Annotated in this window: 10 protein-coding genes; 8 read left to right on the top strand and 2 right to left on the bottom strand. The window is 57.4% G+C overall.

The window, feature by feature from the left end; genetic code table 11:
* The first annotated feature begins 274 nt into the window (after positions 1-274).
* The 4 genes from JUE67_RS02820 to cydC are packed head-to-tail and all read left to right on the top strand — an operon-like array spanning position 275 to position 6239.
* On the top strand, positions 275-1699 hold the full coding sequence (locus tag JUE67_RS02820) for a cytochrome ubiquinol oxidase subunit I (protein ID WP_203627214.1): 1425 nt from the start codon (positions 275-277) through the stop codon (positions 1697-1699).
* Positions 1696-2709, top strand: coding sequence for a cytochrome d ubiquinol oxidase subunit II (gene cydB / locus JUE67_RS02825; protein ID WP_203627216.1), 1014 nt, complete (start codon positions 1696-1698; stop codon positions 2707-2709). Before JUE67_RS02820 ends, cydB begins: the two co-directional genes overlap by 4 nt.
* 10 nt (positions 2710-2719) lie before the next feature.
* On the top strand, positions 2720-4531 hold the full coding sequence (gene cydD, locus JUE67_RS02830) for a thiol reductant ABC exporter subunit CydD (RefSeq protein WP_203627225.1): 1812 nt from the start codon (positions 2720-2722) through the stop codon (positions 4529-4531).
* Positions 4512-6239, top strand: coding sequence for a thiol reductant ABC exporter subunit CydC (gene cydC / locus JUE67_RS02835; protein ID WP_203636962.1), 1728 nt, complete (start codon positions 4512-4514; stop codon positions 6237-6239). The genes cydD and cydC overlap by 20 nt, the downstream gene beginning before the upstream one ends.
* Before the next feature lie 78 nt (positions 6240-6317).
* Here the strand turns inward: cydC and JUE67_RS02840 are convergent, their stop codons facing one another.
* Positions 6318-7286, bottom strand: coding sequence for a polyprenyl synthetase family protein (locus JUE67_RS02840; RefSeq protein ID WP_203636963.1), 969 nt, complete (start codon positions 7284-7286; stop codon positions 6318-6320).
* A gap of 62 nt (positions 7287-7348) precedes the next feature.
* Here JUE67_RS02840 and JUE67_RS02845 point away from each other — a divergent pair, with 62 nt between their 5' ends.
* From JUE67_RS02845 to JUE67_RS02860, 4 genes are all read left to right on the top strand, one after another.
* Positions 7349-8263: a prenyltransferase gene (locus tag JUE67_RS02845; RefSeq protein ID WP_203627232.1), complete on the top strand. Its 915-nt coding sequence runs from the start codon at positions 7349-7351 to the stop codon at positions 8261-8263.
* Between the two features lie 11 nt (positions 8264-8274).
* Positions 8275-9369, top strand: a complete 1095-nt coding sequence (locus JUE67_RS02850; RefSeq protein ID WP_164510121.1) for a metallophosphoesterase family protein — start codon at positions 8275-8277, stop codon at positions 9367-9369.
* A gap of 1319 nt (positions 9370-10688) precedes the next feature.
* Complete coding sequence (locus JUE67_RS02855; protein ID WP_203627234.1) at positions 10689-11450, top strand: trypsin-like serine peptidase; 762 nt, start codon at positions 10689-10691, stop codon at positions 11448-11450.
* A 186-nt stretch (positions 11451-11636) separates the two neighbouring features.
* Positions 11637-12173, top strand: a complete 537-nt coding sequence (locus JUE67_RS02860) for a sigma factor (protein WP_203627236.1) — start codon at positions 11637-11639, stop codon at positions 12171-12173.
* A 51-nt stretch (positions 12174-12224) separates the two neighbouring features.
* Here JUE67_RS02860 and JUE67_RS02865 read toward each other — a convergent pair whose 3' ends face one another.
* A complete protein-coding gene (locus tag JUE67_RS02865) occupies positions 12225-13202 on the bottom strand; it encodes a polyprenyl synthetase family protein (protein ID WP_203627238.1) in 978 nt (325 codons plus the stop codon).

The following is a 13202-nucleotide window of genomic DNA, read 5'->3' on the forward strand; positions in this document are numbered from 1 at the left end:
TGAGACGTCTAGTTGGCTCGTGCACTCGAGGCAAAGTGCGCCTCAAGCACCCGAGCCAAACTAGCCGTTCATCCCTAAGCGCCCCGCTCCGCACCCTTCAGTTCAATTCCCGCTATTTATTTTTACTGAGGTCAAATCCCTTTTTATGGCGCAAGCGTGTATCATTAAGTTGAACGCTTGCGCCATTTTTGTCTGGTCAACCGCTTTCATTCTTTTCGCGCAAGTGAGATGACTTCCCGGCTCGTAGAAAGCCTGGGAGAAGGAGGAAAAGGGTATGCTATTTGCGATAGATGTGCTTGATCTGGCACGCTTCCAGTTCGCCATGACCACTGTCTTTCACTTCTTTTTCGTCCCGTTCTCGATCGGCATGGCCTTGGTCACCGCGATCATGGAGACCTTGTTCGTGCTCAAAAAAGACGAGATGTACAAGAAGATGGCTAAGTTCTGGGGCAAGATCTTCCTACTTAGTTTTGCGGTCGGCGTCGTCACAGGGATCATCCAGGAATTTCAATTTGGGATGAACTGGTCCGACTATTCGCGCTTCATGGGCGATATCTTCGGGGCCCCGCTGGCGATCGAGGCGCTGCTGGCATTTTTCCTGGAATCGACGTTCATCGGGTTGTGGATGTTCACCTGGGATCGGTTCAAGCCGGCGCTTCATGCGGTGATGATCTGGTTGGTGTGGCTCGGGACAACGCTGTCGGCAATCTGGATTCTGGCGGCCAACGCGTTCATGCAGCATCCGACCGGGTTTGCGATCAATTCGGAGACTGGGCGCGTGAAGCTGGTCGATTTTATGGCGGTGATCACCAATCCGCAGCTGTGGGTCGAATTTCCGCATGTGATCTTTGGCGCGTTCACCACGGCTGGATTTGCGGTCGCGGGGATGGCTGCCTGGCAGTTATGGAAAAAACGTGACGCGGTGTTTTACACGAAGTCGCTGCGCATTGGGCTGTGGGTCGGCCTAGTCGCGGTTGTCGCGGCGATGGGGATGGGCGATCTACAGACGCGCTTCATCATCAAGGACCAGCCGATGAAGTTTGCGGCGACGGAAGGCATCTACAAGGATACCGGTGATCCGGCGGCGTGGAGTCTGGTCGAGTTGATCGACACCGAAGATCACACCACCAAGGCGAACATCGAGGTGCCTTATCTGCTTAGTATTCTCTCTTATCACAAGCTTCATGGCTCGGTGAAAGGCATGGACACCGTGAATAAGGAGCTCGAGGCAAAATACGGCAAGGATAAGAATTATTATGTGCCGGTCAAGACGCTATTTTGGTCCTTCCGCGTGATGGCAGGCGGCGGGATGTTGCTGGCGCTGGTCGCGGTGCTCGGCCTGTTTTTCTCGCGGGCCAAGAACAATTCGCTGGCGCGCAAACGCTGGCTCCTGGTGACACTTGGGCTGACGCTGTGGCTGCCGTTCCTCATTAATACATGTGGCTGGCTGATCACGGAGCTTGGCCGGTATCCATGGACGGTCTATGGGCTGTACACGATCGCCGATTCGATCTCACCGACGACCACCGCGGGCCAGCTGTGGTTCACCAACATCACGTACTTCCTGATCTTCAGCCTGCTCGGTGGGGTGATGATCTATTACTGCCGGCGGGTCCTGTTCCACGGGCCGGATGCCGATCTTGACACGGATTACGGCGTGTCGGCGGATCCTTTTGCAAAGGAGGCGTTCGTCAAATGAGCGGATTACAATTATTATGGTTCCTCCTGTTGGCTGTTTTATTCATTGGCTTTTTCTTCCTGGAGGGCTTTGATTTTGGCGTCGGGATGGCGACACGGGTCCTTGCGCGTGATGAAAATGAGCGCACGCAGCTGGTGGCGACGATCGGTCCGCACTGGGATGGCAACGAGGTGTGGCTGATCACGGCCGGCGGGGCGATGTTCGCCTCTTATCCGCTGTGGTACGCGAGCCTGTTTTCCGGCTTTTACATCCTCTTTTTCCTGGTCCTGGTGGGATTGATCGTGCGCGGGGTGTCGTTTGAATTTGCCGCGCACGCGGAAACGCCGCGTGGCCGGAATATCTGGCGCTGGGCGCTGTTTGTCGGCAGTGTGGTGCCGCCGTTTTTACTGGGCATGATCTTCACGGCGATCATGCAGCCGCTGCCGATCGCCAATGACAACGGGGCTTACAACGTGTATGCGACGTTTGGCGACCAGGTCAACTTGTTGACGGTGGTCGGCGGCGTGGCGGTGACGCTGCTTTGCTTGATGCACGGGCTGAATTTTATTCGGCTGAAAACGACTGGGCCGCTGCGTGATCGCGCGCGCCGGCTGAATGCGAAACTCGCGTGGGTGCTGTATGCCGGCGAGGCGGTGTTTGCGGTGTTGGTCTTCGTCTTCACCGACTTTTTCCAAAAACGGCCGGTGTCCACGAGCTTGATCGTGATTCTGATCGTCTGCGCCGCGGTGGTCATGCATGTCGGGGCGCTGCAAAATAAGGAGCTCCTGTCCTTCATCGGCAGTGGGCTCAGTCTGTCGCTGGTGGTCGGGCTGATCTTCAACGGGCTGTTCCCGCGGGTGCTGATCGGCGTGGATCCGGCGAATTCGCTTCTGATCAAAAACGCGTCGGCCAGTCCGCTCACCCTGTCGATCATGACTGGGGTGACCTGTGTGCTGCTGCCGATCGCGTTGGCTTACTTCATCTGGGCGTATGTCGTGTTCCACAAACGTATCGCGCCGCTCAATTCATAGGAGGCGCAGCATGATCGATAAACGCTTGATGCGTTTGCCGGGAATGCGCGCGGTGATGATGATGCTTGCCGGGCTGACGCTCGTGCAAGCATTTGTCATTTTAGGGCAAGGCCACTTTTTGGCACTTGGCATCGTGCATTCTTGGCATCTGAAAACACTCGCCGGACTCTGGCCACTGATCGGCTGGTTTGCGGCGGCGTATGCGCTGCGGCAGGGGCTGACCTGGCTGAAAAATCGGCTGGCGGGGCATTTTGCGGCGAAAACGGCCGGCCAGCTGCAGGAAGAGTTGATGGCGCATTTGTTCGCGCTTGGCCCGCGGGCGGTGGCGGATGCGGGGACTGGCAATGTGGTCACCATGGCGCTGGATGGTATTCCCGAAACACAAAATTATATTGAGCTGATCTTGATCAAGATTCTGAATATGATGATCATTCCGGTCGTGCTTTTGGTCTACATCTGGGTGCAACATCCCGTGGCGGGCATTGCGCTACTGCTGATGTTTCCGGTGATCATTTTATTCATGATCATCCTCGGTTACGCCGCGCGTGATAAGTCCGAGACTCAATACGCCGGCTTTCAGCAGATGAGCAACCACTTCATCGATTCGCTGCGCGGGCTGAAGACCCTACAGCTGATGGGCATTTCCCGGCAGTATGCGGATAATGTCTATCAAGTCTCCGAAAGTTATCGCAAGCAGACCATGGGCGTGCTGAAGATCGCGATGCTGTCGAGCTTTGCGATGGACTTTTTTGCGACGCTGTCGATCGCGGTGATCGCGGTGTTCATGGGGGTCGACTTGCTGGCCGGCAAGCTTGCCTTGTACCCGGCGATGGTCGCGTTGATTCTGGCGCCGGAATATTTTATGCCGATTCGCGAATTCGGCAGTGATTACCACGCGACCCTGAATGGGAAAAATGCGTTGACGGCGATCTTAGCGGTGCTCGCGGCCCCGCTGCCGACACAAACGGATGCCTTGAAGACGCTGCCGGCCTGGACGAGTGCAAGCACCGTTTCCGCGCAGGACCTGTCGTTTCAGTATCCGGGCAAACGCGCAGGCGTCACAAATGCGACGTTTCGTTTTCAGGGGTTTGAGAAAGTGGCCATCATCGGTGCCAGTGGGGCGGGCAAATCCACCTTGTTGAATCTGCTGGGCGGTTTTTTGCAGCCGAATATCGCTGCGGCAGATGCGGCTGCGAATGCGACTGTGGCACTGGGCGCGGAAACGTCTGGGAAGGCGAACGCCACCCCTTTTGCCATCAATGGCCAGCCCTTGCCGCATCTTGCCCAAGAAAACTGGCAGGCCCATCTCTCGTATATTCCGCAACAACCGTATATTTTTGCGGATTCGATCGCGGCCAACATCCGCTTTTACCGGCCTGATGCCGATGATGAGGCAGTGCAGCAGGCGGCCGAAGCGGCGGGGATCCTGGCGTGGATTCAGACGCTACCGACCGGTTTTGCGACGTGCATCGGCGAAGGCGGCCGGGGCATCTCCGGCGGCCAAGCCCAGCGCATTGCCCTGGCCCGCACGCTGCTTGATACGGACCGCTCGATCTGGCTGTTCGATGAACCGACCGCGCATCTGGATATCGAGACTGAGGCCGCGCTCAAAGAGACCATGGTGCCGCTATTTGCCGGCCACTTGGTGATCTTTGCGACGCACCGCTTGCACTGGTTGAACCAGATGGATCGGGTGCTTGTGATGCAGGCGGGGCAGGTGGTCGCACAAGGCCGGCCAGCCGACTTGGCCCAAACGTCTGAGGCGTATCGCCAATTGGTCCATGAAATGCGAGGTGACTTCGATGCAATGGCTGAAAAATGATCACTGGGTCAAGCCAGATCTCAAGCGCTACCGCTGGCTCCTGTTTTGGTCGCTGGCGCTGGGCATTTTAACGTTCATGGCCGCCGGGGCGTTGATGTTCACCTCGGGCTACCTGATCGACTTTTCCGCGCGGATGCCGTTGTTTGCGGCGATCTATGTGCCGGTGGTCCTGACGCGGGCGTTTGGCATCGGGCGGCCTGTGTTTCAATATCTGGAGCGCCTGACCAGCCACAACTGGGTGCTCAAGGTGACGAGTCACATGCGGCGAAAATTGTACCAGGTGCTGGAAGGGGATGCCGCGTTCCTCCAGGCACATCATCAAACCGGGGACCTGCTGAGTCTGCTGGCGGATGATATCGGCCACATCCAGAATCTGTATCTGCGCACCGTTTTTCCCGCGGTCGTGGCCGGTGGTCTGACGCTGATCGCGACGCTGCTCTTGGGCTGGTTTGACTGGCTGTTTGCCCTGTGGATCGCGCTCCTTCTGTTGGTGCAAATTCTCTTGTTACCATGGTGGAGCCTGCTGGTGGAAAAACGGCGCAAGTCCGCGCAAAAACGGCTCAATCAGGAAGCCTATGTCGCGCTGACGGACAGCGTGATGGGCCTGAGCGATTGGGTGATCACGCATCGCCAGGCGGCTTTTGTCGACGGGGCGGTCGCCAAACCCCGACAGCTGGCGGCCTCGATGCAGCGCTCAAAGCAGTTCCAGTGGGTGCGTGACCTGATCGGTGAACTATTTTTCGGCCTGATCGCGGTGTCGTTTCTGGTGTGGACCAGCAAGTATTGGACCGGCGGCAAACTGATCGCCGATTGGGTCGGCAGTTTCGTGCTCGTAGTCTTTCCGCTGAACCAGGCATTTTCCGGGGTCGCGCAAGGCGTCAGCGAGTGGCCGACGTCGCGCGATTCCCTGGCGCACTTGAATGCCCTGACGCCGGTCACCCGACCGCTGCCAAAGCAGCTTCCGGCCCCGGCTGACGTGGGGACGCTGACGCTGTCGCATCTGAATTTTCGCTATGACCAAGCCAGTGCGCCCCTGATCACGGATCTGTCGCTGACCATCCACCGCGGGGAAAAATTGGCGATTCTAGGTCCCAGTGGGATGGGCAAGACGACCTTGCTGCAGCTGGTCCTCGGCGATCTCACACCAACGCAGGGTGAAGTCGCGCTGGCTGGGGTCAATGTGCTGGCTTATCAGGCGCAGCGCAGTTCGCTGTTTGCGGTGCTCGATCAAAGTCCGTTTCTATTTAATACGTCGATCTTAAACAACATTCGGCTCGGCAATGAGCAGGCCAGCGACGAAGACGTGGCGGCAGCATTGCAGGCCGTTCAGCTGACCGACCTGATCGCCCAGCTGCCGCAAGGGGTCAACACGCCGATGGCCGAAAGCGGCTTTGATTTTTCCGGCGGCGAGCGGCAGCGCATGGCCTTGGCCAGGATTCTGCTGCAGGATGCGCCGATCGTGCTACTGGATGAGCCCACGGTCGGCCTCGACCCTCTCACCGAACAAGCGCTGCTTGAGACAATGTTCACGGTGCTTCGGGATAAAACGGTGCTGTGGGTGACCCATCATTTGCAGGGCGTCTCGCGCTGTGATCAGGTGATCTTCCTTGAAGACGGTGTGCTGACAATGGCCGGGGCGCCGCGTGAGCTCGCGGCCACCAATGCGCGTTACCGGCGGCTGTATGCGCTGGATGCGGGCGAAGCCTAGATTCAAAAAAATCAGCCCCGAGTCGCTTGCGATGTGCAACGCTTGGGGCTGACTTATTTTGGCGACTTGGTTCACATCTTATTGCTGGCGCGCAAGCAGGGCTTGAGTCAAAGCCAAGAGGTCGCGTTTGACAGCGGTGTCTGGAAAAATGGCGAGGGCGGCCAGGGCCTTTTGTGTGTAGCGGGCGGCCAACTCAGCAGCTTGCGGCACCCCACTTTCAATGATGCGGGCCGCGGCCTGGGCTTGCACCTGGACATCGGTCTGGGCCTGAACCAACAGGGGCAAGAGGCTCGGGTCGGCTTGCAGCGCATAGATCGCGGGCAAGGTCGCCACGCCATTTTGCAAGTCCTCGCGCTTGGGCTTTTGCAGGCGGTCGTCGCCAGTCAGATCCAGCAGGTCATCCGTCATTTGAAAGGCCATGCCAAGCAGGCGGCCGTAGCGTTTGGCGGCTTGCTGTTCGGCGCGCGTGGCCCCAGACAGCAGGGCGCCTTCGTAGCAGGCCAAGGCGAACAGGGCCGCGGTCTTGCCACTGATCTGGCGCAAATAGCGGTGGACGGTCGGCATGCTGAGCGGTTCGGGCGGCTGCGCATTTTGGTCGAGCTCGCCGAGGAAAATGCGGTGCATGCTGCGGGCATTGACGCCCACGGTCCGAACATTGGGTGCGGCTTGAGCCAGAAGCTCAAAGTAAACGGAAAACAGCAGGTCGCCTGCATAGATCGCGTTGCGGGCGCCCACGGTTGGCTGCAAGGTGGCCTGCCCGCGGCGCGTGGCGGCGCCATCCAGCACGTCGTCATGAATCAAGGTGGCCAGGTGCAACGCCTCGATCGCCGCCGCAGCCGTCACCAAATCGGGATTGTCAGCATCATGGAAACGCGCTAGCATGAACATAAGGCCGCTGCGCAACATTTTTCCACCCGCGGCGATCTGGGTCTGAACGATCGTTTCGACCGCCGGCACACGCAAATGCGCCCGCGCGGCAAGTAGGCGCTGGGCGGCTTCAAGATGCGGGGCAATGTCTGGGTAACGGGACCAAAGACGATGAATCATCAGACTGGACCTCTTTCGTAGGAATTGTTTATTGGCGCGGGTCAGGTGAGGGAGGAACCAACGTGACACCAAGACTCTTTTTCGAGCTTGTCGAGATCAAGGCAAAAACAGCCTCGGTCTTTCCTTTTTTGATGGGCACCCTTTATGCATGGTATCATTATCGCATGTTACACCTGCCTGAGCTGGTGATTTTTTTCATTGCGATGCTTCTTTTCAACATGGCGGTCGATGCAAACGACAACTATCAAGATTATAAGCGTTCTCAGCGCACGCAGGCCCATCAGTTTCGAGAAAAGACAAATATTATCGGGGCCAATCATCTGGACCCCGGGCGCATCTTGGCGCTGATCATCGGCATGATGACCGTGTCGGCGGCGCTGGGGCTGTGGATGGTCAGTCGGACTGGGTGGCCGCTGCTGTGGCTGGGATTGTTCAGCTTCGCGGTCGGCTACTTTTATGCAGGCGGGCCACGTCCGATCTCGACGACTCCGCTAGGCGAATTTTTCTCCGGCTTCACGATGGGGTTTGTGATCTTCTTGATCGCCGTGTACGTCAACGTGTTTTCAGTTGCGGACTTCGACTGGGCGCTGATCGGCCGCGTCTTTTTGGCCAGCGGATTGGCGCAAGGCGCGATCGCGGCGTTGATGCTTGCCAACAATATTTGCGATGAGGTCGAGGACCGGGAGCTGCAGCGCCGCACGATCGTCTTTTATCTGGGCAAGCAAAACAGTCTGCGCTTTTTCACCTTGCTGTATGTGGGCGGCTTTGCGATGCTGACAGCGGCTAGTCTGCTGGGTATCTTGCCTCGGCTGACGCTTTTGGCGTTGGTAACGGTGCCGCTGGTCTGGCGCAACGTGGCTCAGTTTTGGCAAAAGCAGGTCAAAAAAGAGACCTTCATTCTGGCTGTTAAAAATCTGTTTCTTACGACGCTTGCACAGGTGCTCGCCATGGCCTTGGGCGTTTGGGTCAATATCTAAGGAGAAAAATGATGGCACTTCATCCTCGTAATATCACGATTCGCCGCTTTGCCAAACGTGACCTCGGCGCGTTTGCCCAGTGGGTGCGCCCGCAGATCACCGGCGCGACGCTGAATCTGGCGCTGATCACTGACACACATGACCGCACCCAGTTCAGTCGGACATTTTACGGACCGAACGGGTTTTGGCATGTGCAGGAGCAGCACTGGCTCGCCGGCGAGCTGCCGATCGACTGGCGCGTGCATCTCGGCGACTTGGTCGATGGCTCCGAGCCGTCTTTTCTCACCTTGTGGCGCTTAAAGAATATCATGAATGACTACAAGGCGGATAGTTTGCCGTTTGTGATCGCCAAGGGCAACCATGATGACAACGATAAATACGCGGAAAAGAACCGCCGCTTTTCCGGCAGCTTCCATCCCTGGGTCTTCAACGAAAATGTCTTTTTGCCGATGAAGGCGCAAGTGGGCGGGCCATTCGTGTCCCTGCATGGCCTTTCCGTGTTCGATCAAGGCACGTTGCGCGTGATCACCCTCAACACCAGCGACATTCCGGTGCGCTGGGTCGGCGGCCGGAAAAATTATGACCTGAAGAAGACACTGGGCGTCACGGCCGGGCAGTTGCAAGAGCTTGCCGATGCACTGGCCGGGGCGGGAAGCCGCAATGTGCTGATCATGGCGCATGCACCGGCGATGACCCGCAGCGGCAAAGTCGGGCTACGCTTCAATGCCCGGCAGCTACATGAATTGCTGCGCGCCTATAACGAAAAATTGAGCGGCCGGTTGAATTGCGGGAGTGATCCGGATTTTGGCGGGCAGGTGCGGTTTGATTTTGCCGAGACCAGCGGCCAGGTGATCGCGTATCTTGCCGGTCACTGGCACACTGAAGAGGATTTTGCCGTCAACGGCATTCATTACAGCCTGCAAAATGTGTCGGCGTTGATGGGCCGCAATCACGCGTTGACGACGCGCTTTAACCGCCGCCAGAACCGTGTGATCGCCACACCAAGCGAGTACGCTGGATATGTGGTCAGCATCGATGATCAAGCGCGATTGCTCAGTATTTTTGGCTATGGGGCGGCAGCGAAAACACGGCGCTTCCGGTATTGAGGCGGCGCGTTCGGCACGGGGCCTGTATGGACGGCTGGCTTTGAGGACCGTGTGGGACTGGAAAAAGATTGACCCGTTCAACCAAAAAAATAACGTGTAAGCGCTTGCTAAAATAGTGGGTGCCTGCTATACTAAAGTCAGAGTTAAGGAAGCAATACTCGGTAAGAACCACAGCAAGCGCGTGAATTCTCGACAGTCGTTCAACACGGTATCACTGACCCGAGGATGGTTCTCACGCAGTAGCCAACGGTCCGATCTTGGCCCGCGGCTCCTCAAAGCTAAGCACCATTTAACGCCTGCTGAGAAGTAGCCGCGATGGTCGGGCGTAGTGTAAGCGCCTCGTTCCAAGAATGTTGCTCATGCATCAGTTACAAGATCTAGGGTTACAGTGCCACATCAGTAGCTCTGAGTACCAAGTTCAAGTTCCACAGCATCATCGATCTAAGCTCCAAGAATCAAGTGCCATAACCGTTTCATCTAACCAAATTGGAGGTGTGAGTCTAATAACAAGGCTCATTGATCCAAGCGCAACGGCAGAACGTCATTAGATGGCTAAATAGGGTGGCGCAACCGGTCCACCAAACAACGCGAAGTTATCTCGCAACATCAACTATAACGTCCGCCCACGCGTAAAAGTGAATATAGAGGTGTCGTCGAATCACATTATCAATGATTTTATCAGCGCCGAGCGCATCCTTAACTTAGGGCCTAACTTGCTAAGTACGCAAGTTGGGTCTGTTTTTTTGCCGTCTGACTCAGGCGGCACCACTCGCCGGGCGGGCCTGACCAGCTAAAGCGGGTTGGGCAGGTCGGGGCGCAAGTGGTCGTCTCGTAGTTTTGCCATCGATGATTGGGGGAATCGGAGATGAATCGACGTCTTTTTCAAGTCTTTGTGGCGTGGTTCCTTGTGAGCAGCTGGCCGCTGGCGGGAATGCAGCCTGTCAGCGCAACGGCCGGCGCGCCTGTCAGTGGGGCGGTATTGCCCCAAGCGGCGGTGACGACGCCGATCGTGAATGAAAGTGTGATCGGCAAGGATACCCGCACGGTGGTCGCCAACACGATGCAATTTCCGTATCGGGCGATCGCGTTTTTGAAGGTGTATTTTCCAAAATTAGGTGGCGGGATGTATGTGCAAGGGACGGGCACGTTGATCGGCGCGGAGACCGTTTTGACAGCTGGCCATGTTCTCTATGATGCACGCTATGGCGGCTGGGCTCAGCGCGTCGAGGTGATTCCCGGCTACGACCGCGGCAAGGCACCTTATGGCATTGCGCGAAGTAGCCGGCTATTTGTGCCAGCCGCTTATGTGGCGACGCCCAATGACGCAGATCGGCAATCAGACAGGGACCCTGACATTTGGGACCGGCGCTTCCGTGGGTCAGCGCGTGACCTTGGCCGGCTACTCACAGGATCTGAAAGGTCAGCTGGGTGTCGCCACGGGGCCGATCACCTCGATGTGGTCGCCGATGCTGGCGCAATATCAGTTGCCGACCAGCCCCGGCGCCAGTGGTAGCGGTCTCTTCACGGCGCAAAATCGCGTGGTGATCGTCCACACGTCCGCCGGGGTCGGCTATAACCAAGGGGTGGTCATCACGGCCGCCGTTTACAAGGTCCTGGTGGCTTGGCGCAACACGCTGGCGAGCACCGCCATGGGGAAGACTGGCGTCGCAACCAAAGCTGGCTGGACCATTTGGCAGGACCTGAAGTTTTCAGAGAAGGTGCGTGTCACCACGCTCGGTCTGCGCGTTCGGCTGGTCAGCCAGACGCTTCACCCAAATGGGGCGATCTATTATCGCCTCAACACCGCCGCCGGGCAATTTCTTGGCTATGTCAACGCCGGCGCGATACGGGTGGTCACGCCGACCACGATCGCACGGACCATGGTCGTGGTCAGCCGCAACGCGTCTCGCTGGCAGAATTTGTTTTATACCAAAGCGCTGGGGTCCACGGCGCGTTATTATGGGCGTACCGTTTATGTGGCCACGCGGTACAACAATGGCGTGGCCAAGTATTACTCGGTGTACACGAAACGCGGCGGCACCTGGTTGGGCTATCTCAATACGGTCGCGTTGCGGGGATGAGGCGGAAGGTCTGCCTCTGTGAAAAAGCCATGTAAATGTAATCGATTTCATCAAACCGTAAAATTCGTTACACAACATTTGCACAGAGAACGCCGTCCCATCAAGTCGGCAAAACAAATGTTCGGTAGTCAATTTTCACTCGCCTCGTTTATACTGTGGGCACCAAATAGGAAAGGGGGTGAGGCAGTGGATCAAAGGCAACTCGAATTAGTGCAACGCGCCGTTTCTGACTCGGATGCGTTCAGCGAATTGTTCGAGCAATACAAGCCGATGGTGCTCGGGGTGCTCAAAGGGTATCGCCTGCAGGGAATGACACAAGAGGACTGGCTGCAGGAGGCGCGCATCGCGATGCTCAAGGCGGCTCGCCATTTTAACGGACGCGCGGGCTCGCAGTTTGGACCGTTTTACAAACTCGTCTTGGTGTCGCACATTCGCTCGCGGCTCCGGTATTATTTTGCCCAAAAGCGCAAGGCGGATGCCAATGCGGTGCTGATCGGGGACACGCCGGCGCTTGATGTGATCACGGCGCGCCCGACGCCAAAGCAGATCGAGGACCGGATGCTGATCAGGGTCACAATGGACGGCTTTTTGCTGACACTGAATGAAGCTGAGGTGCGCGCATTACTCGACGCGATCTCTGTGCGCGATGCGAAAAAAGATCGTGTGCTGCGCCGGACGCGCGAGAAACTGAGCAACTATCTGCAAGAAGATGGGCCGCCGTGACTGATTCGGTGGGACACAAAAAGGGGAAGCACGCGGCCTCCCCTTACATAATCAATTTTGCCGGCTCAACAGCTGTTGGGTCAGTTGCACCAAGGTATCCTTTGCGGCGCCAGCGGGCAGTTTTGCGAGGCCAGCCAGAGCCTTGTCAGTGTAGGTCTGGGCCATGGCCTGCGCCTTTGCCACCCCGTCATGGGCGGACATCAATGTGGCGATCTGGCGCATGTCTTCAGGCTGCATCGTCTGTTTTTTCGCCAGAAGCGGTCGAAATGCGGCACGGTCGTCGTTCATGGCGAGAATCAGCGGGGCGGAGTAAACGCCTTGCTTGATGTCCTCGTGCACCGGTTTGCCAAAACTGGTCGCGTCGCTGGTGTAATCGAGGATGTCGTCGCGCAGCTGAAACGCGATGCCGATATTCAGGCCGATCGTCTCGGCGCGTTTGGCGAAGGCCAGGCTGTTGCCGCCTTCGTAGGCCCCGATGAAGCAACTCAAGGCAAAAAGTTGCCCAGTTTTGCCCGAGACTTGATGTAAGTATTGATCGATCGTGATGTCGTAGTTATAGCGCGTGGCCATTTGCGCGAGCTCACCGTTGAGGATGCGCTCCATGCTGGTACCATCCTTTTGGACACTACGCAGCGAGCTGGCGTATTGGGCCAGCAGTTTGAAACACACGACAAACAGATAATCACCTGCGTAAACTGCGACGTCGGGGCCGAATTGGGCCGCGACCGTTTTTTGATTCCGGCGGGTCGCGGCGCGGTCGATGATATCGTCATGCACCAAGGTGGCCGTGTGCAACGTCTCAACGGCGGCAGCCAGCGCGATCATTTTCTCGCGATCTGTCTCCTTGAACTGGGAAAAAAGCAGGCAGTAGGCAGGCCGCAACAGCTTGCCGCCTGCGTTGATCATTTGGAGCAATGCCTCTTTCACCGGCACGCTATCGGGGGCGATCTTGGTCTCGATCAGGTCGAGCGTTGCGACCAGTTCCGGTGCCAGGGTTGGATAGTCCGCCCACATTGGGTGAATCTGCAT

The organism is Lacticaseibacillus mingshuiensis (assembly GCF_016861785.1).
Lineage (GTDB): Bacteria > Bacillota > Bacilli > Lactobacillales > Lactobacillaceae > Lacticaseibacillus > Lacticaseibacillus mingshuiensis.

Coding starts and splice junctions, on each gene's coding strand:
- JUE67_RS02820 (WP_203627214.1), top strand. CDS start 275: ATGCTATTTGCGATAGATGTGCTTGATCTGGCACGCTTCCAGTTCGCC.
- cydB (WP_203627216.1), top strand. CDS start 1,696: ATGAGCGGATTACAATTATTATGGTTCCTCCTGTTGGCTGTTTTATTC.
- cydD (WP_203627225.1), top strand. CDS start 2,720: ATGATCGATAAACGCTTGATGCGTTTGCCGGGAATGCGCGCGGTGATG.
- cydC (WP_203636962.1), top strand. CDS start 4,512: ATGCAATGGCTGAAAAATGATCACTGGGTCAAGCCAGATCTCAAGCGC.
- JUE67_RS02840 (WP_203636963.1), bottom strand. CDS start 7,286: ATGATTCATCGTCTTTGGTCCCGTTACCCAGACATTGCCCCGCATCTT.
- JUE67_RS02850 (WP_164510121.1), top strand. CDS start 8,275: ATGGCACTTCATCCTCGTAATATCACGATTCGCCGCTTTGCCAAACGT.
- JUE67_RS02855 (WP_203627234.1), top strand. CDS start 10,689: ATGACGCAGATCGGCAATCAGACAGGGACCCTGACATTTGGGACCGGC.
- JUE67_RS02865 (WP_203627238.1), bottom strand. CDS start 13,202: ATGCAGATTCACCCAATGTGGGCGGACTATCCAACCCTGGCACCGGAA.